The 19,421-nt window shown below is 62.2% G+C and carries 15 protein-coding genes; 14 read left to right on the top strand and 1 reads right to left on the bottom strand.

The window, feature by feature from the left end; genetic code table 11:
* Positions 1-136 precede the first annotated feature (136 nt).
* Entirely contained in the window at positions 137-502 is a 366-nt protein-coding gene (locus BJQ17_RS09025; RefSeq protein ID WP_003252585.1) for a hypothetical protein, read from the top strand.
* Positions 503-646: 144 nt separating this feature from the next.
* On the opposite strand, the gene BJQ17_RS09020 is transcribed toward BJQ17_RS09025, so the two are convergent.
* A complete protein-coding gene (locus BJQ17_RS09020) occupies positions 647-2,212 on the bottom strand; it encodes a hypothetical protein (RefSeq protein WP_003252588.1) in 1,566 nt (521 codons plus the stop codon).
* Positions 2,213-2,409: 197 nt separating this feature from the next.
* Here BJQ17_RS09020 and BJQ17_RS09015 point away from each other — a divergent pair, with 197 nt between their 5' ends.
* From BJQ17_RS09015 to BJQ17_RS08955, 13 genes are all read left to right on the top strand, one after another.
* Positions 2,410-3,270, top strand: coding sequence for a glycine betaine ABC transporter substrate-binding protein (locus BJQ17_RS09015; RefSeq protein WP_003252589.1), 861 nt, complete (start codon positions 2,410-2,412; stop codon positions 3,268-3,270).
* A 204-nt stretch (positions 3,271-3,474) separates the two neighbouring features.
* Positions 3,475-3,786, top strand: a complete 312-nt coding sequence (locus BJQ17_RS09010) for a DUF485 domain-containing protein (protein WP_003252591.1) — start codon at positions 3,475-3,477, stop codon at positions 3,784-3,786.
* Complete coding sequence (locus BJQ17_RS09005) at positions 3,783-5,447, top strand: cation acetate symporter (protein WP_003252593.1); 1,665 nt, start codon at positions 3,783-3,785, stop codon at positions 5,445-5,447. The genes BJQ17_RS09010 and BJQ17_RS09005 overlap by 4 nt, the downstream gene beginning before the upstream one ends.
* A gap of 221 nt (positions 5,448-5,668) precedes the next feature.
* Positions 5,669-6,148: a CS1 type fimbrial major subunit gene (locus tag BJQ17_RS09000; RefSeq protein WP_033725791.1), complete on the top strand. Its 480-nt coding sequence runs from the start codon at positions 5,669-5,671 to the stop codon at positions 6,146-6,148.
* Between the two features lie 90 nt (positions 6,149-6,238).
* The gene (locus tag BJQ17_RS08995; RefSeq protein ID WP_003252597.1) at positions 6,239-8,749 is read left to right on the top strand and encodes a CS1-pili formation C-terminal domain-containing protein; all 2,511 of its coding nucleotides are present in this window, start codon (positions 6,239-6,241) and stop codon (positions 8,747-8,749) included.
* Positions 8,750-8,865: 116 nt separating this feature from the next.
* Positions 8,866-9,600 (top strand): hypothetical protein, encoded by a 735-nt coding sequence (locus BJQ17_RS08990; protein ID WP_003252600.1) that lies wholly within the window; start codon positions 8,866-8,868, stop codon positions 9,598-9,600.
* Positions 9,597-10,793 (top strand): hypothetical protein, encoded by a 1,197-nt coding sequence (locus tag BJQ17_RS08985; RefSeq protein ID WP_003252602.1) that lies wholly within the window; start codon positions 9,597-9,599, stop codon positions 10,791-10,793. Before BJQ17_RS08990 ends, BJQ17_RS08985 begins: the two co-directional genes overlap by 4 nt.
* A gap of 29 nt (positions 10,794-10,822) precedes the next feature.
* Complete coding sequence (locus tag BJQ17_RS08980) at positions 10,823-11,449, top strand: response regulator transcription factor (protein ID WP_003252604.1); 627 nt, start codon at positions 10,823-10,825, stop codon at positions 11,447-11,449.
* A 9-nt stretch (positions 11,450-11,458) separates the two neighbouring features.
* Positions 11,459-14,701, top strand: coding sequence for a transporter substrate-binding domain-containing protein (locus BJQ17_RS08975; RefSeq protein ID WP_070095920.1), 3,243 nt, complete (start codon positions 11,459-11,461; stop codon positions 14,699-14,701).
* A gap of 69 nt (positions 14,702-14,770) precedes the next feature.
* Positions 14,771-15,580, top strand: coding sequence for an SDR family oxidoreductase (locus tag BJQ17_RS08970; RefSeq protein WP_003252608.1), 810 nt, complete (start codon positions 14,771-14,773; stop codon positions 15,578-15,580).
* A 230-nt stretch (positions 15,581-15,810) separates the two neighbouring features.
* Positions 15,811-16,296, top strand: a complete 486-nt coding sequence (locus tag BJQ17_RS08965) for a hypothetical protein (protein WP_003252611.1) — start codon at positions 15,811-15,813, stop codon at positions 16,294-16,296.
* 69 nt (positions 16,297-16,365) lie between these two features.
* Complete coding sequence (locus BJQ17_RS08960; RefSeq protein ID WP_070095919.1) at positions 16,366-16,860, top strand: CS1 type fimbrial major subunit; 495 nt, start codon at positions 16,366-16,368, stop codon at positions 16,858-16,860.
* 74 nt (positions 16,861-16,934) lie between these two features.
* On the top strand, positions 16,935-19,403 hold the full coding sequence (locus tag BJQ17_RS08955) for a TcfC E-set like domain-containing protein (RefSeq protein WP_070095918.1): 2,469 nt from the start codon (positions 16,935-16,937) through the stop codon (positions 19,401-19,403).
* Positions 19,404-19,421: the final 18 nt, after the last annotated feature.

Here is a 19,421-nt window from a genome sequence, read left to right as displayed (position 1 = left end):
AGGCGGGCAAAGTTGCCCGCTGCGGTGGCCTTTGGCGTACTTGCTATCTGCAACATAGCCGCCGGGGTGTGATTTTGCCTTAGAAACGGGCATAAGCGATCATGGATGCTTTCGATTACCGCTATTGGAGAACAGGATGTCTCGTTCGCTGCCGACGGTGCTGCTGGTGCTGTTTCTGGGGCTTTGGCTCGCGGCCAGCTATGGTGTGCGTTACGGCCTGATGGAGGATGGCCAGTGGGTAGGGCTGTGCGCAGTGCCGACGGCGTACTGGCAGTGCGAGGTGCGTTCGCTGCTGGGGTTGGGCATTCACCATCAAGTCATGGCCTGGGGCGGATTGGGCCTGGCGCTTCTGGCCCAGTTCGTTTCCGCGCGTGCCGGCTGGTGGCTGGCAGTGTTGGCACTGGTGTTCGCGGTGCCGGCGCTGGTGCTGTACACCGCCAGCATTGCGGTGTTTGCGCTGGTACTGGCGGGGTTGCGCCTGGTCAGGCAACCCCCAATGTAAGCAGCTGCGCGTAACTTGTGGGAGCAACTGTCCTGCTCAATTTCCAAAAGCTGGCGCTCCCACAGGGATTGCGCCAGCTTTTGGAAATTGAGCAAGACAGTTTACTCACACAAGGTTCGCGCCGGGCTCGAGGACTATGCAGTATCAAGCCTGTCGCATCCGCAAGCTTCGCCACAACGCCGCTGTCATCAGCACACTCACCACCGCCCAGCCCCAGGCCTGCTGGTTCTCCAGCCCTTCGACGAACAACTGCGGCGCCACCCCGGCGCCGACGATGAACGCCAGCAACGCCACCTCCGCCCGTCGCGCCCGCACCGGCCACAGCACATACACCAGCGCCGGCAACGCCAGCGCCGCGCTGGGGAAGCTGCGGTAGCGCGGGTCGAACACCATTGCCAGCATGCTCACCGCCGCAGCGAAGCCCGCCGCCAGCAACAGCCAGCCGGCTCGCACCTGCAGCCAGGCGAACAAGCGCTCACGCCAGCCGGCCCGCCGCGCCAGCGCCAACAGCGCGTGGGCCAGTACCAGCAGGTTCAGCCCGGCCAGCATCAGTGCCCACAACCATTCCCCGGCAAAGCGCGCATGGGTGCGCATCAACTCACCCCACAGGCCCAGGCAAGCGGCGCCAAACGCTGCCAGCAGTGGCAGCAGGAAGGCGGCCAACGGTGTAGCGGGGCGCCCGGCCAGCACCAGCATGATCACCATCAGCACGGTGCTGGCCAGCAACCACTGCGGCCAGTCATGCAGGTTGCTCACGGGCCCTTCGAGCACGCCCTTGTCCTGCCGGTCCGCGTCGTACAGCCCCCAGTAGCCACCCACTGCGCCCTCATTGGCGCGTTTCCAGGGCTGATCGAAGGCTTCGATCAGGTTGTAGTGCCAGCCATTGCGCTCGGCCATGGCCACGAAGCCACGGATGAAGCGCGCCTCATTGACCCGGCTGGGCACCGCCGTTTCGCGTTGGCGGCCTTCGCTGGGCCAGCCGGTTTCGCCAATCAGTATGTCCTTGGGCGCAAAGCGTGTGCCGAACACCCGGCGCACATCGGCAACGTGGGCCAAGGCATCGTCGATGCCACGCGGATCGTCCTCCCAGTAGGGCAGCAGATGGATGGTGAGGAAATCCACTGCCGGGGCCACCTGCGGGTGCTGCAGCCAGAACTCCCAGACATCGGCGTAGGTCACCGGCACCTTGACCTGGCGCTTCACCCGCGCGATCAATTTGGCCAGGTGGGCACCGGTCACCTCCTTGCGCAACAGTGTCTCATTGCCGACGATCACCGCGCTGACCACGTCCGGGTTGGCGTTGGCAGCAGCGATCAGCAGGTTGATTTCCCTCTCGGTGTCGGCCGGGTGGGCGTTCACCCAGGCGCCCAGCATCACCTTCAGCCCATGCTTGCGTGCCAGCGCGGGGATCGCCTCAAGACCGCTCATGGAGTAGGTACGGATGCACTGGAACCGCTCGGCCAGTAACGCCAGGTCGGCGTCCATCCGCGCTGGGCGCAGGCGAAACGGCTGGTCGTAAGGCGACTGGTCTTTGTCGAACGGCGTGTACGAAGCGCATTGCAGCTTGTGCGCAGGGCTGGCCGCATCGGGCAGGTGCACAGGCTTGCCCAGCCCGTACCAGAGCCCCCCCAGCCCGAGCAGGGCCAGCAGGCAGGCAAGCAGGTACAACGGCAATGACAAGCGGCTACAACTGGGCATGTGGCGGTCCATCGTCTGGCACAAAAGGTTAGATAGTAGCCCGGCGCCAAACCTTTGGCATGCAAGGATCGCGCAGGCCGAGGTAGGCCGATGGCGCTAATGGCATAGTGCTGTCGCATATGGGGCGGGTGCAGGTCGCAGCTGGATCAGGTCGACTTGTGTTGCAGGAAGATGATGCAATCTCCAAGACCTGACGAGGGGATGCTTTGATGGCAACTTTGAAGAAAATGCGACGTTTCCTGGGCGTGGGCACCGCCCTGGTAATGGCCATGAGCGCTGCACAGGCTATGGCCAAAGAAGTAAGCATTGGTTACGTGGATGGTTGGGCCGACAGCGTGGCGACCACCAACGTGGCCGCCGAAGTAATCAAGCAAAAACTCGGCTATGACGTGAAGTTGCAGGCCGTGGCCACGGGGATCATGTGGCAGGGTGTGGCAACTGGCAAGCTCGATGCCATGTTGTCGGCCTGGTTGCCGGTGACCCATGGTGAGTACTGGGCCAAGAACAAGGACAACGTGGTCGACTACGGCCCGAACTTCAAGGACGCCAAGATCGGCCTGATCGTCCCCGAGTACGTCAAGGCAGTGAGCATCGCCGACCTCAAGACCGATAACAGCTTCAAGGACAGGATTGTCGGCATTGACGCAGGCTCCGGCGTGATGCTCAAGACCGACCAGGCGATCAAGGACTATGGCCTGACCAGTTACAAGTTGCAGGCCAGCTCGGGTGCGGCGATGACGGCGGAACTGGGCCGTGCCTATGCCAAGCAGCAGTCGATTGCGGTGACCGGTTGGGTTCCGCACTGGATGTTCGCCAAGTGGAAGCTGAAGTTCCTCGAAGACCCGAAAGGCGTATATGGCGCGGCAGAAACCGTGAACAGCATCGGCAGCAAGGAACTGGCCACCAAGGCACCGGAAGTGGCGGAGTTCCTGAAGAAGTTCAACTGGCAGTCCAAGGACGAGATTGGCGAGGTGATGCTGGCGATTCAGGAAGGGGCCAAGCCTGAAGCGGCCGCCAAGGACTGGGTCGCCAAGCACCCTGATCGTGTGAAGGAGTGGACTGGCAAGTAATCACCTTCCAGGGCCAATAGGGTTTCTTCGCGGGTGTACCCGCTCCTACAGGAGCGGGTACACCCGCGAACGGCTCATCACTTTGTTACGCAATCGGTAAAACACCGTTGCATCTAAGACTAAGGTCGTCTGGTTGGCGTTCATCGGCAGCATAAAGTAAGGGTGTGGGTTCCATCCCGTATCTGTGCTGCTAGGACAAAAACAATGAACGACAGCATTTACCTCTCGATACAAAACAGCCCCCGTTTCAAGGAGCTGGTCACCAAACGCGAACGGTTCGCCTGGATTCTCTCGGCGATCATGCTCGGCCTGTACTGCGCCTTCATCCTCCTGATCGCCTACGGTCCTCATTTGCTGGGCGCCAAGCTCAGCCCTGAGTCATCGATTACCTGGGGCATTCCCCTGGGCGTCGGTCTGATCGTTTCGGCATTCGTCCTGACCGCCATCTACGTGCGCCGCGCCAACGGCGAATTCGATGAGCTGAACAAGGAAATCCTGAAGGAGGCGCAACAATGATTCGCCAAGTCAAAGCCCTGGCCGTACTGGCCTGCGGAGCCTTCGCACCCGCCGTGTGGGCCGCCGATGCCCTGACCGGCGAGGTGCAGAAACAACCGCTGAACGTTTCCGCCATCGCCATGTTCGTGGCCTTCGTCGCCTTCACCCTCGGCATCACCTACTGGGCCTCCAAACGCAACAAGTCGGCATCGGACTACTACGCTGCCGGTGGCAAGATCACCGGCTTCCAGAACGGCCTGGCGATTGCTGGCGACTACATGTCGGCCGCCTCGTTCCTGGGTATTTCCGCGCTGGTGTTCACCTCGGGTTACGACGGCCTGATCTACTCGATCGGCTTCCTGGTTGGCTGGCCGATCATTCTTTTCCTGATTGCCGAACGCTTGCGCAACCTGGGCAAGTACACCTTCGCCGACGTGGCCTCGTACCGCCTCGGGCAAAAGGAAATCCGCACCCTGTCGGCCTCCGGTTCGCTGGTGGTGGTGGCGTTCTACCTGATCGCGCAGATGGTCGGCGCCGGCAAGCTGATCGAGCTGCTGTTCGGCCTGGACTACCATGTGGCGGTGATCCTGGTGGGTATCCTGATGTGCCTGTACGTGCTGTTCGGCGGCATGCTGGCCACCACCTGGGTACAGATCATCAAGGCTGTGCTGCTGCTGTCCGGTGCCAGTTTCATGGCGCTGATGGTCATGAAGCACGTGGGCTTTGACTTCAACACGCTGTTCTCCGAAGCGATCAAGGTACACGCCAAGGGCGAGGCGATCATGAGCCCCGGCGGCCTGGTCAAGGACCCGATCTCGGCATTCTCCCTGGGCCTGGCACTGATGTTCGGTACTGCCGGCCTGCCGCACATCCTGATGCGCTTCTTCACCGTCAGTGACGCCAAGGAAGCGCGCAAGAGCGTGCTGTACGCCACCGGCTTCATCGGCTACTTCTACATCCTCACCTTCATCATTGGCTTTGGCGCGATCCTGCTGGTCAGCACCAACCCGGAATTCAAGGACGCCGCAGGCGCTCTGCTGGGTGGCAACAACATGGCTGCGGTGCACCTGGCCAATGCGGTGGGTGGCAGTGTGTTCCTCGGCTTCATCTCGGCGGTGGCCTTTGCCACCATCCTGGCGGTGGTGGCTGGCCTGACCCTGGCCGGTGCCTCGGCGGTGTCCCACGACCTGTACGCCAGCGTCTGGCGCAAGGGCAAAGCTAACGACAAGGACGAGATCCGCGTATCGAAGATCACCACTGTCGCCCTGGGTGTGCTGGCGATCGGCCTGGGGATTCTGTTCGAGAAGCAGAACATCGCCTTCATGGTCGGCCTGGCGTTCTCCATTGCGGCCAGCTGCAACTTCCCGGTGCTGCTGCTTTCGATGTACTGGAAGAAGCTGACCACCCGCGGCGCCATGATCGGCGGCTGGCTGGGCCTGGTGAGTGCGGTGACGCTGATGATCCTTGGCCCGACCATCTGGGTACAGATTCTCGGCCACGAGAAGGCCATCTACCCGTACGAGTACCCGGCGCTGTTCTCGATGGCCATTGCCTTCGTCAGCATCTGGTTCTTCTCGGTCACCGACAAGTCCAAGGCGGCTGAGGATGAGCGCGCGCTGTTCTTCCCGCAGTTCGTGCGTTCGCAGACTGGCCTGGGTGCCAGCGGGGCGGTTTCCCACTGAAGCTGTAGCCATAACGCGCTGAAATGCACAACGCCCCGCTAGCCGGGGCGTTGTGCATTCAGGGGTTGCTCCAGGCAATACTGGCAAACTGCATCCCTTGGGAAATTTCCTAAATCCGCTCGGAACGGTCCTAACTTCCAATCGCCAGCGTTCACGAATAATCGCCACTACTGATCGGGCAGTCGCCCCTCAGCCAGTGATTCCCTCAAGGAGATTTGATCGTGAAACGTATGCTGCTTGCCCTCCCTCTGGCCATGCTGTTTGCCGGTGCCGCCCACGCCTTGGACCCGATCGAAAAGCAAGTGCAGGTCACTGCCCAGGTGCCGACCGATGCGTTCTTCGTCGAGCCGGTGGGCGGCAACTGGATGAACGACCCGCAAGAGCTGGGTTGGAACCCCAATCAGGCCAAGCTCGACCCTGTCCGCAAGGAGCTGCAGGTCAAGAGCACCGTTGGCGCTATCAACGCCTACCTGGTCTCGCCCGCAGTCATTGCCAGCGGTTCCCACAACATTGGCTTGGATGTGAAGGTTGGCGACACCGTGTTGCAGACCACCCCAGTCGAAGTGGTCAGCGCCACCCAAGCCGCACCGGGGGCGATCGTCGGCTTCGAAATTGCAGCCCAGCCTGCCCCAGCCGCGGGTTATGAGCCAGGCAACTACCAAGGCCTGGTGAGCATGATCTTCGAAACTGGCACGCCTTGATTCACCCCCCCCATCGTTCATTCGTTGTTGCCTGTTCCTGCCCTCGGCGCTTGCCGCGGGGCGGGCAGGTATTGCCCGCAAGCGACGCCCATGACCCTACAATTTCCCCTTTCCGCGCTGTACCTGAGCTTGCCGTTGGCAGCCTGCCTGGCCGCAGTGCCAGTGACGGGCCACGCTGCGACCGCAGCGCTGGGTGGCATCGAAGGTCTGCCCAGTGAGTTTGAAGCGCACTTTTATGAAGTGCCGTTGGCCGTGAGGGTAGACTTGGATGGCCGCTATCTGGGTGATGCCATGGTCGTGCTCAGCCGGGATCAGCGCGTGCAACTGCTGGAATTCACCGAAACCGTCGACAGCCGTGAACCAGAAAGCCTGAGGCGGCGCTGGCGCGAACGCCTGGTCGAGGGGCGCCCGCTGGGTGACTGCCAGGCAAACTGCCCAGATGGCCTGCGCGCAGTGCACTACAGCTTGGCCAATTCGCAGTTGTCACTGCTTACCGACCAGGCCGAAGCGTCAACGGCCGGCGAGCGTTATCACCGGCTTCCCGAACAGGGCAGCTACGGCCTGCTGGTGCGTAACCAACTCAACCTGGTCAATGATGGCCGAGTCACCAGCGGCCGCTATGCATTGCAAGGGCAGGGCAGCCTGGGTAACTGGACGACCCTGGCCGATGGCCAGCTCGACCGTGGCAGCGACAGTCAACAGGGCACGCGCTACCGGGTTGACCAGTTGTACGGTGAGCGACTGGCGCAGGACCACTTTTATCGCCTGGGCTATTTCACCCCCAGTGCCCAAGGCCTGACCCGCCAGCCACGGCTGATGGGGGCCAGCCCCGATACCACCCTGGGCCTGATGTTCGGCAGCAGCGACAGCCTGGCCATCGACAATGGTGCGCCCAGCGCGACGCCCATCTATGTCACGCCCAACCGCCCCGCCGTGGCGGAAATCTACCGCAACGGCGTACTGATCAATAGCCAACCGGTGCAGCCCGGCCTGCAGACGCTGGACAGCAAAGTGTTACCCGGGGGCATCTATGAAGTGGAAATCCGCCTGGTCGAGGACGGCCAGGTGACCTCGCGCAGCCAGGCATTCATTTACAAACCCAGCAACTGGCGCAGCACCGATGCCCCCTGGCGCTACAACCTGTACCTGGGGCGGCAGAGCAGCCTGTTGAGCAACTGGCAGCGCGACGCAGATGACAGCCTGGCGGCAGGCGTGCTGGCCAATTACCTGGTGCACCCGCGGGCTATCGTCGGCGTTTCGGCACAGCGCATCGACCAAACCCTGCAATACGGCACGTCGCTGGACTGGGATGTGCTCGACCGCTTCAAACTGTACGGCAACCTGTTCCGGGCCCAGGGCTACGGCAACGGCTACGACCTGCAATTAATTCACGCCGGTGAAAACAGCTCATTGGTGGCCAGCCAGAGCAGCACCTGGCTGACCCGCCCCGAATCACTGCGTGATGACCGTCAGCCGAGCCACTGGCAGGCGCGGCAAACCCAGACGTCGGTGTCTTACAACCATCGCCTCGACCCGCGCAATACCGCCAGCGTGCGTGTGTCGCACAGCAGTGGGGCCAGCGCCGGTACGGGGGTGGATTTGGGCTGGTCGTACTTCGGCCAGCTACTGGGGTCGCAGGCCAACTGGCGCCTGTCGCTGTTCGACCGACCGGGCAACGCGGGTACTGGTGAGGCCCGCAGCCGCGGCGTCAACTTGAGCCTGAGCATGAGCTTGGGCGGCACGAGTGGCCGGCGCCTGTCGGCCAGCGTCGGCAGCCGCACAGCGCGCGATGGCGGGCGCGACCTCAATGCCGCAGTGGCCTATCAGCAGGACGTCGACCTGGGCCCGCTGCGCAGCGTTGGCCTGACCGCCAGCGCCGACCGCTATGGCGCCGGCCTGGGTGGCGACACGCAGTTCGAGAGCCAGCAGCTGCACGGTGATGCGTATTTCCAGCGGTCTTCCTACAACGGTGAGTTCAGCGGCGGCCTCAACCTGGAAAGCATGCTGGCTGTCGGGGCTGGCAAGGCGGCCGTGAGCGGCCAGTACCTGCCTCACCAGGCTGGGCTGATCGTCGATGTCGAAACCGATATCCAAGGCTTGAAACTACGCGCTGACGACCGCCATGGCGGTACTGCCAATCTGCGGCCTGGGCGCAACCTGGTCCCGGTGGCCGCCTACAAGGCCGGCCATGTGCAATTCGACCTTGAAGGCGCGCAAGCCACCGCAGCGGTGATTCAGCCTTCCAGTGTGGACTACCACCTGAACCGTGGCGGCATTGGCTACCGCCAGCTTCGGGTATTGCGCACGCTGACCGTCATCGGCCGCCTGCTCGACAGCCAGGGTCGCCCGCTGCGGGGCGCGCAGGTGATCAACCACGCCAGTCGCAGTGTCAGTGAGGCTGATGGGTTCTTCGCCGTGGAAATGAGCGAGTCCACACCCAGCCTGGAGGTGCGTCAGCAAGGGCAGGTCGTATGCCTGTTGACGCTGAATCTTACGCAGCTGGTACGTGAAGACGATGTGCTGTTGGCCGGCGACCAGCGTTGCACGCCCGCAAGCCTGGCCAAGGCCGCTGATAGCGGGGGGGAGCGTGTTGAGAGCTAGCTCAGGGTCGGTAACAGAGCGGCCCTACCGTCGTTTCAGACGGCTCCTACACATCCTGCGATTGTTCCCGCTTTACGGTATGCCAATCGCTGTACTTATCCAAGGAACCTTCAAACGTGAATATCCATCGTCTGCTTGCCCTGGCCTGTCTGGTTACCCCGCTGGCAGCCATTGGGGCGCCCGAGCTTAATGTCGGCGCGTTGTACGATTACCTGGATTCCGGCAAAAGCACCTTGCTCAAGCGGGTGCGCAACGGCGGTGATACCACGGCGTTCGTCAAGGTCAGTGTCGCTGAGCTGGTGTACGACACCGATGGCAATGCCCGCGAGGTCGACACCGAGGGCATGCCGTTGGAGCAGCGCGGCCTGGTGGCCAGCCCGGCGCGGCTGATCGTGCCGGCGCAGGGCATGCAGGCGGTGCGCCTGGTGTACCGCGGGCAGCGCGATACAGAACGCTATTTCCGCTTGCGCTTCGTCCCGGTCCTGCCCGAGCTGGGTGATGGGTTTGCCGTGGACGAGGGCGAGGCTGAGCGGTACCGCAATAGCCTGAAGGTTGGGGTCAACTTGCTGGCCGGCTACGGCACGTTGCTGTTCGTTCGGCCTGGCGAAACCCGGTTTCAGACGTCTGTGCAGCGCAAGGGCGGTGGCCTTACGGTCAGCAACCAGGGCAATGCCACTGTCGTGCTGGATCAGTTCCGGCAGTGCCAGGCGGCTGGCGTAGCCTGCGAGACTGCCACCAAACATCATGTGTTGCCGGGGCGGACACGGCAATTCGAAGGGCAGGCGGCAAAGGTTCATCAGTTTGAGTTGCATGAAGGCGAAGCGCGCAAGCGCATGGTGGTGGAAGGATGAGTCGTAGCACAGGGCGCTTGGCCCGCATCCGTCACTTACGCGTCGGGCTGGTCGCAGGTTTGCTGGCATTCGCCCCCTTGGCCAGCGCACTGGAGGTGACGCTTTCGGCGCAATACCGTGGCGGTGGGTCGGGGCGCTTCGAGAACACCACGCCGCCTGCTGAATTTTGCAGGGTTTGGTCTGCCCTGTGCGCCAGTACCGGCACCGTAAGCCTGCCAATTAGCTACCAGAAGACAAGCATCAACCTTGCCCCCGACCTGCGCGATCGATATTTCGTGAAACTGCCGGGGCGTCGTGAGGTGGAGGTACGCCATCAACAGACGGGTGAGCCCAGGCAGATGACCTTCGAGGTGCGCTCCATCAGCCAGGAAGCTGTGTTGGGTAGCCCTTACAACCCGCTTAACGGCAGCTTCTCCGGCGGTTGTCGTGGTAAGAACTCTGTCGGCAACCAAAGCCGCTTCAGATACCACACCTCGTTGGTCAACCCGCAAAGCCCGACCCCTTGCGTGATCAGCTACTCATGGGTGCCGGATGATCAGGTAGATACCACGACGGTATTGGACACGGGCATTTCCTTCGAGCTGGACATCCCCCCGCCGTATCGCCTGCGCGCCGGTATGTACCGTGGCAGCCTCACTTACACCATAGGCCCTGGGGGCGACTTTGATTTCGGCAACAATGTTACCGGCCTGAGCGGCGATACGTTGGTGATCAACTTCGAACTGGATGTGCAGCACGCTTTCATCTTTGAGTTCCCGCCTGGCTCGGAGCGCGCCGTGCTTGAGCCCAAGGATGGTTGGCAGGCCTGGCTGGGCGGCGGCCAGGCCCCTGGGCTCATCTACCGAGACCTGCCGTTCCGGCTATGGTCCACCGGCCCATTCAAAGCCTACAAGTTGTGCCAGCACTACACCGCAGGTACGTGCGGTATCCGTAACGACGCCAGCCACGAGGTGCCTGTGACCGTGGCCATTACCTTGCCCGGAGGTATCGAGCACCAGGGCCGGCCGGTTCAGCAACTGGCGTTGCCTAGCGGGCAGGCGGCTGCGTTGGCGTTCGAATCGGCGATGCCCACGCTCAATCGCCCTGGCCAGTTGCGTTTCCAGGTGGAGCGCAACGACGTGCAGGCCATGCTTCGACACCCTGGCGCCACCTATGCCGGCCAGGTCACCGTCGTTTTCGACGCTGAGCTTTAGCCCACCGCCATGATGCGCGAGGTTAACCTATGTACAAAGTCGTGGTGGTTGACGACCATCCGTTCATCCGAGCCACCGTGTGCATGCTGCTGCGCAAGGAACGGCTCGATGTCGTCGGCCAGGCAGACAATGGTATTGACGCGGTGCGGCTGGCGCGTGAGTTGGGCCCGGACCTGGTCATCCTCGATATCGCCATGCCCGGGCTCGATGGCCTTGAGGTAATCGCCCGCATCAAGGCCATGACGCAGCCGCCCAAGGTTCTGGTGCTGACGTCGCAATTGCCCGAGGCCTATTCGCTACGCTGCATGCAGGCCGGTGCAATGGGCTTCGTGGCCAAGACCGATGAGCTGGACGAGCTTGGCAAGGCGGTGCGCGCAACATTGTCGGGTTATACGTACTTCCCTGAAGTGGCGCTGAGTTCGGTGCACAAGCAGGACCTGAAGTTCACGGACGCGCAATGCATCGCCTCACTGACCGACCGTGAGCTGATGATCCTGCAGCAGCTCGCCCGCGGGCTGAGCAACAAGGCGATCGGCGAAGCCATGCTGCTGAGCAACAAGACCATCAGCACCTACAAAACCCGGCTCATGGAAAAACTGCGGGTCAACTCGTTGATCGACCTGGCGGACTTCGCCCGTCGCAATGCGCTTATCTAGTCGCTACCCGTGCCAATCCGCGTCCTGCTGCTGTGGCTGCTGTATTGCCTGAACCCGCTACCCGTTTTGGCCGCACCGCAGCTCTACACCCGGGGCGTGGAAACGGGGCCTGCGCTGGCGCTGGCCCCCGCCGACCTGCGCTGGCTGTGGGAGAAGCGCCATTTGAACCTAGGGGTAGTCGGCCGCGACAACCCGCCCTTCGACATGCTCGGCACCGGCCAGGCCTATGAAGGCATCAGCGCCGAGTACGCCAGTGTGCTGGCCGAGAAGCTGGGCCTGGAAGTACGCCTGAGCCTGTTCGAGACCTACGACGCGGCTTTTGCGTCCTTGCGCAAGGGTACTGTCGACCTGGTCAGCTCGGTAACAGCACAGCAGGCGCAGGACGCCAAGCTGCGCCTGTCCAGCCCCTACATCGTTGACCAGCCATTGCTGCTGGCCAGTGAGCGGTTCGTCAGTGGCAACAGCGCAAGCCCTCGGCTGCTGGCGGTCGAGGGGTATCGACCGTTGGCCCTGCTTCAGCACAACTATCCCAACGCACGGATCCAGCTGCACCCCACCCCCTACAGCGCCTTGGCGGCGTTGCAGTTCGGTGAAGCTGAGTTGTTTCTAGGCAATGCCCTGAGCAGCCGCTATCTGTTGGCCCGAGGGCAACTGCCAGGCCTTGAATGGGTCGACCAGCCCGATTTTGCAGCCCAGCCCCTGGGCTTTGCCATGCTCGGGGACCACGGCCCATTACCCAGGTTGGTCGATGCCGTGCTGCAAGGCCTGACCGAACAGCAACATGCCCGCCTTCGCGGGCACTGGAGCCCACAGCCTGCCAGCCCCGTCAAACCCGGCCTGGTTGAACTCAGCGAAGCCCAGCAGCGCTGGATAGCGGAAAACCCCGTGGTCAAGGTGTTGCTCGGTGAGCACCAGCTACCGTTGAGCTACCGCGATGAGCATGGCCAGGTGCGCGGCTTGAGCATGGACGTGCTGCAACGCATCAGCCGCCTCACCGGCTTGCACTTCGAGGTGCAGGGGGGCACAGACATACAACACATGATCGAGCAAGTGCGCCAGGGCCAGGCCAATCTGATTGCCGGGCTGGTGTACAGCCCGGCACACGCCAGGCAACTGCGTTTCAGCCGCAGTTTTCTGAGCTTGCCGCTGGTCCTGGTAACGCGCAACGAGACCGTGGCCCTCAGCAGCCTGGCGCAGCTCGGCAGGCGGCCGCTGGCGCTGGTGCGTGGCAGCGCCCAGGCGCAGACGCTGGCCAAGTCTTACCCGGGGATCCGTCAGCGGCTCGTGCCTCATCCATTGGCTGCTCTGCAGGCGCTGGAGCAAGGCAAGGCAGGCGCCGCCGTGCTGCCACTGGACCAGGCGTGCTCGCTGGTTGCACGTCACTTTCCCGGCAGGCTGCGGATCGCTGCCAGCCTGGCGCTGCCACCGATGCACTTCGCCTTTGCCAGTAGCCATGCCGACGAAGAGCTGCTGGGTATTCTCGACAAAGCCTTGCTCGCGCTGCCCCCGGCAGAAATGGAGACCATGCTGCGACGCTGGCGTAACCCGATGATCGTTGGCGACGGGTTATGGCGCCGTTATGGCGGGCGCATGCTGGCGGGCTTCGCCTTGGCATGCAGCCTGCTGTTGCTGTCCCTGCTGTGGGTTCGTTACCTGCGGCGGATGCAGGTGCAACTGCATCGTGCAAAGCGCGAGGCCGAGGCGGCCAACCAGGCCAAGACGCAGTTTCTCGCGGCCATGAGCCATGAAATCCGCACGCCGCTGCATGCCGTGCTGGGCATGTTGGAGCTTGCCCGACGCAAGGCAGGGCAGGGCGAACTGGACCATTTGGCCATCGAAGTGGCGGCGGATGCTGCTATCGGGCTGCAGGAGTTGATCGGCGATGTACTCGACATCACACGCATCGAAACCGGCCAGTTGCAGCTGGCACTGGTGCCGGTGAGCTTGCGCGAGCAAGTCGCCCGGGTGGTTCAGCTGTTCGAGCAACAGGCACGCGGCAAGGGGCTGGCCCTGGACATGGTGTGCAAGGGGGCGGTGGAAAACTGGGTGATGCTTGACCCGGTGCGTTTCAAGCAGGTGCTGGCCAACCTGGTCAGCAATGCAATCAAGTTCACCGCGCAGGGCAAGGTCCTAGTCAGCCTGAATATGCAGGCTGCAGCCGGGCGGGCAAGTGTATTGCTCGAAGTCGCAGACACCGGCATAGGCATTGCCCAGGCCGAGCTGGAAAGCCTCGGGCAACCTTTTCGCCAGGCCAGCAATCAGCGCCAGTCGCCACGCAGCAGTGCCGGGCTGGGGCTGGGGATCAGCCGCAGCTTGTGTGAAATGCTTGGCGGGCAATTACGCTTGCACAGCGTGCTGGGCCAAGGTACGCGGATTGAAATCCGCCTGGACCTGGCGCTGGCAGCCCGGCCAGTGCTGGCCAAGCCGGCAACGCCGCAGGGCGACCCTCCCAGGCTGGCTGCCCTGCGCGTGCTGGTGGTCGATGACTACCCGGCCAACCGCTTGCTGCTCGCGCACCAGTTGGCGTTTCTCGGTCACCAGGTGCAAGTTGCCGAAGATGGTGATCAGGCCTTGCGCCTCTGGTTGCAGCAAACGTTCGACGTCGTCATCAGCGATTGCAACATGCCCAGGCTTGGCGGTTTTGCTTTGGCCCGGGCAATCCGCGAACACGAACGGCGCCGGGCCAGGCCTCGCTGTCGGGTGGTGGGGCTGACCGCCAGTGCCCTGCAAGAGGAGCGCCGTCGCGCGAGGCTTGCGGGTATGGACCACTGCCTGTTCAAGCCGCTGAACCTGGATACCCTCATGCAAACGTTGCAAGCTTTCCAGTACGTCAGCCGTGAGCCAGGCGAGCAACTGCCTGCCGTTGATCTGGCCCATTTGCGTAAGCTGGTTTGCGATGACCAGGCTGTGTTGGTGGCCCTGCTGGCCGATCTGGCCAGCAGTAACCTGGCGGATCTGGCACAGCTCAGATACTCGAGCGACAACCCCTCGGCGCTCGTTGAAGTGGCGCACAGGGTGAAAGGCGGCGCACGCATTGTGCGGGCACAAGCGTTGGTGGCGTCATGTGAACGGCTTGAAGCGCAGTGTACGCAACGGCCGGCGGATACGTCACAGGTGCGCCAGGCAGCCAGAGCGCTGGAGGAGACCATGCTGCGCCTGGACCGCTGGCTTGCCAGCTACCTCGGGGAGCATGCTCCCCGCCGCCAGGGCGGTACTGACCACACAGTCATGTCTGCCCATTCACTACCCTGATGAATCCTCCCAGCCCCCTTGCCCTTGATTAGACTCGCTGTACTACCTGCCAGAACAAGGCCAGCCACCATGCATAACCGCATCATGATCACCGGCGCCGGGTCCGGCCTCGGTCGCGAGATCGCCCTGCGCTGGGCGCGCGAGGGCTGGCGCCTGGCGCTGGCCGATGTCAACGAAAACGGCCTGCGCGAAACCCTGGAACTGGCCCGGGCCGCCGGCGGCGATGGCTTCATCCAGCGCTGCGATGTGCGCGATTACAGCCAGCTCACCGCCCTGGCCCAGGCATGCACCGAGCAGTTCGGCGGCATCGACGTGATCGTCAACAACGCCGGCGTCGCGTCTGGCGGTTTTTTCGCCGAACTGTCCCTGGAAGACTGGGACTGGCAGATCGCGGTCAACCTGATGGGCGTGGTCAAGGGCTGCAAGGCCTTTTTGCCGCTGCTGGAGCGCAGCAAGGGCCGGATCATCAACGTGGCTTCGATGGCCGCACTGATGCAGGGCCCTGGCATGAGCAACTACAACGTCGCCAAGGCTGGCGTGCTGGCGCTTTCGGAAAGCCTGCTGGTGGAGTTACGCCAGCAGGAGGTGTCGGTGCACGTGGTGTGCCCGTCGTTCTTTCAGACCAACCTGCTGGACTCCTTCCGTGGGCCGAACCCGGCGATGAAGGCGCAGGTGGGCAAGCTGCTGGAGGGTTCGCCCATCAGCGCCGCCGAGATTGCCGGATACATCCACCAGCAGGTCGCCGCGGGCGAGTTCCTGATTTTGCCCCATGAGGCCGGGCGCCAGGCCTGGCAGCTGAAACGCCAGGCGCCTGAGCGGCTGTATGACGAGATGGCCGATATGGCGGTAAAAATGCGCGCAAAGGCTCCTTCGCGATGAATGTTCTGTAGACGCACTGACCGGGGGCAGGGGGGTACAGGCCTGCTTCCGACAAGACCAAACCAGCTGATGCGTTAAGCCGCAGCATTTCAAAACGCCCCGACTGTCGGGGCGTTTTCATTTTTCGCAGTCACTCAGAAAACACCTACATACGCATTGATGCCCCATTCGTAAAGTGCCCGCCTGTCATACGGGCATCGATAAATGCCGGCATATTCGGGGACTGCTCAATGAAGTTACGTTGTTTTACCGCCTGCGCCCTGCTGCTGACGGCGGGGGCCGTAGGGGCGAAGGAAATACCTCAGGACGTCAGCGTTCAGGCTGTCGTTTCGACACCTGAATTTCAAGTGACTTCGGTGGGTAATTGGTGGGACGACGAACTTCGGGCGGAATATGACCCGAGCCGGCTCGTCTTCAAGCAAATTAAAAAAGATGTGTTTGTAAAAAGTACCTATGGGCCGATCTATGCGAAAACGGACAGTCCCTATTACCGGTTTACACGGGTAGGCGGTGCGGAATTTCAGCGCCGTTACTATATCTCGCTGAATCGCGTTGTCATGGGCACGGCGCCGGTCGAAATCGTCAGTGCTGCTGACGCCGCTCAGGGGAAAACCATTGAATTCAGGTTCTACCCCATGGGAGAGGGATCCACGGTTCGCATGCCCGGTACCTACACCACCCACGCCACTCTGATGTTTGAAACGGGTGCGCCCTGATAGTCGTTTTATGCGGTCGCTCCCGCGCGCCTGCTATTGATAATGTGCAACCGTTGAAGGAAATTTGATATGAAATCCTCTGTATTGGCTATTCCATTCTTTGCGATGTTTGCCGGTGCCGCTGTCGCCGCCGCTCCTGAGCCGATCAGCCATGACATTTCTGTAACGGCAGTCATTCCCGGCAATGACTTTTCCGTGGAACCTGTCGGTGATTGGGTTCGAGATGGCGTGACGCTTGAGTATCAGCCGCAGGCCGAGCAATTCACAAAAGTGACTGAAAATTTTATGGCCCAGAGTGATGTCGGTGCCATTCAGGCGAAGTTGCTGCAAGCCGCAGAGTTGCAAGAGCAGAGTAACGTTGACCAGAAGATTGCGCTGGTCATTACGGTAGGGGATAAGCCGTTGTCGCTCGCGCCTCAGGAAGTCATGGACGCCGAAGATGCCAAAGGCGGTAAAGAACTTCCTATTGCCTTTGAGGCTGTAAAGCCTGAGGGCGGTTTCGTGAAGGGTGATTATAACGGGGTCGTGAAAGTGTTGTTTGAGACGTCCTCCACCAGCCTTTGATCGATGCAGTGCCGCCTGCCTCCACCCTGTCGGATGTTGTCCAGCGGTGGGCAGGTGTTGATGTGGATTGAATCATGTTCCAGTTTGCTGCACCCGGCCGTGCACTCGCTGCCTGGTTGCTGGGTGCTGCTTGCCTCTTCCCTGTCGAAGTGTTGGCTGAACGCGAGCCCGATGCTAACGGCCTGAACACGTTCGGGCGTTTGCCTGAAGACTTCGAGGCGCACTTCTTCGAGGTGCCACTTGCGGTGCGAGTTGAGCTGGATCAGCGCTACCTGGGTGATGCCATGGTCGTGCTGAGCCGTGATAACCGTGTGCAAATGCTGGCATTTACCGACACCGAGCAGAGCACAGAGCCCGCCACATTGCGCCAGTTATGGCTTCAACGGCTGGAGGGCGGGCGCATGCTGGGCGACTGCCTGCAAAACTGCCCGGACGGGTTGCAGGCTATCCATTACAGCCTGGCCAATTCGCAGCTGTCGCTGCTCACCTCCGATGCCGAGAAACTGGAGCAGGACGCGCGCTATCACCGTCTCCCAGAGCAGGGCAGCACTGGGTTGCTGCTGCGTAATCAACTGAATCTGGTGAATGATGGTAATCAGACCACGGGCAGAATCGGCCTGCTCGGCCAGGGCAATCTGCATAACTGGACCACGCTGGCCGAGGCGCGCGCGGATCGTAGCCCAGCTGAGCAAGGCGATGTGCGTTACCGCATGAACCAGCTTTACGCAGAGCGCATGCACGAAGAGCAATTCTTTCGGCTGGGCTACTTCTCTACTGGCGCAGAAGGCCTGGTGCGCCAGCCAACGCTCCTGGGGCGTCGCCCTGACAGCACGCTTGGTTTGATGCTGGGCAGCAGTGACAGCCTGCTGGTCGACAATGGCCAAGCCAGCGCCATCCCTGTCTACGTCACGCCGAACCGCCCGGGTATCGTCGAAATCTATCGCAATGGTTCACTGATCAACAGTCAGCCGGTACAGCCTGGTTTACAGGCACTCGACACGCGGGTGTTGCCCGGCGGCATCTACGATGTCGAGCTGCGCTTGCTTGAAGACGGCCTGGAGACCTCGCGTAGCGAAGCGTCCATCTACAAGCCCAGCCGATGGCAGAACATCGATAGCCGCTGGCGCTACAACGTGTACTTGGGCCAGCAGCTCGAGTTGCTGAGTAACTGGGATAGCCATCGCGAACAGGGCCTGGCGCTCGGGGCCCTTACCAATTATCTGCTGCACCCGGCTGCGGTGCTGGGATTGTCGATGCAACAGGTCGGCGCTGATCTGCAATTGGGTACCTCGCTGGACTGGGATGTCCATGAGCGGTTCAAGCTGTACGCCAGCCTTAATCAAACCCAAGGTCTGGGCAATGGGGGTGATCTGCAGTTGACCTATACCCATCCCTCGGGCTCATTGTTGCTAAGCCACAACCAGACCTGGCTCGAGCCCAGCGGTCAGGAGCGCGACGATCGTTCACAGCGGCAGGTGCGCAGCCGCACCGCCTTTTCGATCAACCAGCGGGTAACCTCGCGCAGTTCGGCGACACTGCGCCTGGAACACAGTGCGGGCTCGGCCAGCGGGCTGGGAGCCGACCTCAGCTGGGCGTTCTACGGAAAACTGCGGGGGCATCAGAGCAGTGTTCGCCTGTCACTGTTCGACAGGCCCGGCACGCGCAGCAGCGCCGGTGTTCGCAGCCGCGGCGTTAACGTCGCTGTCAGCATGAAGCTTGAGCGCGACGGCAAGCAGCTTGGGGTCGATGTCGGTAGCCGCGCCTCGCGTGAGGGGGGGAACGACCCGTACGCTTCGCTGTGGTACAGGCAGGACGTCGACCTGGGCCCAGTGCATAGCCTGGGGGGCAGCGCAACGCTCGACGGCTATGGCACCAGCCTTGCCGCCAATGGGCGCTTTCACAGCCAGGCATTGCAGGGCGATGCCTATGCCCAGACTTCATCGTTCAACGATAACCTCAGCGGTGGCCTCAACCTGGAAAGCACCTTGGCGCTGGGCGCCGGGAAGCTGGCCATGGGGGGCCAAAACCTACCGCTCGATGCCGGCCTGATCATCGATGTCGAAAGCGACCTGCAAGGTGTGAAGCTACGTGCCAACGATGGCCAGGGCATGAGTGCAATGCTCCACCCCGGGCGCAATATCGTGCCGGTGACGGCGTTCAAGTCTGGTCATGTGCGCTTCGACTTCGACGCGAAGGACATGCCGCCAGCGCAGATCCAGCCCCTTGCTGTCGACTATCACCTCAACCGCGGTGGGGTGGGCTATCACGCGGTGAAAGTCATGCGAACGGTCACTGTGTTTGGCCGGCTGCTCGACGGCCATGGCCAGCCGCTGCAAGGCGCACATGTGATCAATGACGCCGGCCGCACGGTGGTCGAGGTGGATGGCTATTTCAGCGTCGAAATGAGTGAGGCACGGCCCACCCTGGAAATTCGCCATGGCACGGCAGGCAGCTGCCTTCTGACATTACCGCCGGACAACTTTGACCGCGACGATGACTTGCTGATCGTAGGTGATCAGCGCTGTGTACCGCGTATGGGCTGAACCGGCTTTCAGCCTGTC

The sequence above is a fragment of the Pseudomonas sp. NBRC 111139 genome (assembly GCF_001753955.1).
GTDB classification, from domain to species: domain Bacteria; phylum Pseudomonadota; class Gammaproteobacteria; order Pseudomonadales; family Pseudomonadaceae; genus Aquipseudomonas; species Aquipseudomonas alloputida.
This window is presented reverse-complemented; position numbering and strand designations above follow the sequence as displayed.

Bases quoted from the DNA above. Each gene is read 5' to 3' on its own strand.
- BJQ17_RS09015 (WP_003252589.1), top strand. From the start codon at position 2,410: ATGGCAACTTTGAAGAAAATGCGACGTTTCCTGGGCGTGGGCACCGCC.
- BJQ17_RS09025 (WP_003252585.1), top strand. From the start codon at position 137: ATGTCTCGTTCGCTGCCGACGGTGCTGCTGGTGCTGTTTCTGGGGCTT.
- BJQ17_RS08965 (WP_003252611.1), top strand. From the start codon at position 15,811: ATGAAGTTACGTTGTTTTACCGCCTGCGCCCTGCTGCTGACGGCGGGG.
- BJQ17_RS08995 (WP_003252597.1), top strand. From the start codon at position 6,239: ATGACCCTACAATTTCCCCTTTCCGCGCTGTACCTGAGCTTGCCGTTG.
- BJQ17_RS08980 (WP_003252604.1), top strand. From the start codon at position 10,823: ATGTACAAAGTCGTGGTGGTTGACGACCATCCGTTCATCCGAGCCACC.
- BJQ17_RS08955 (WP_070095918.1), top strand. From the start codon at position 16,935: ATGTTCCAGTTTGCTGCACCCGGCCGTGCACTCGCTGCCTGGTTGCTG.
- BJQ17_RS09010 (WP_003252591.1), top strand. From the start codon at position 3,475: ATGAACGACAGCATTTACCTCTCGATACAAAACAGCCCCCGTTTCAAG.
- BJQ17_RS08960 (WP_070095919.1), top strand. From the start codon at position 16,366: ATGAAATCCTCTGTATTGGCTATTCCATTCTTTGCGATGTTTGCCGGT.
- BJQ17_RS08985 (WP_003252602.1), top strand. From the start codon at position 9,597: ATGAGTCGTAGCACAGGGCGCTTGGCCCGCATCCGTCACTTACGCGTC.
- BJQ17_RS08970 (WP_003252608.1), top strand. From the start codon at position 14,771: ATGCATAACCGCATCATGATCACCGGCGCCGGGTCCGGCCTCGGTCGC.
- BJQ17_RS09020 (WP_003252588.1), bottom strand. From the start codon at position 2,212: ATGGACCGCCACATGCCCAGTTGTAGCCGCTTGTCATTGCCGTTGTAC.
- BJQ17_RS09005 (WP_003252593.1), top strand. From the start codon at position 3,783: ATGATTCGCCAAGTCAAAGCCCTGGCCGTACTGGCCTGCGGAGCCTTC.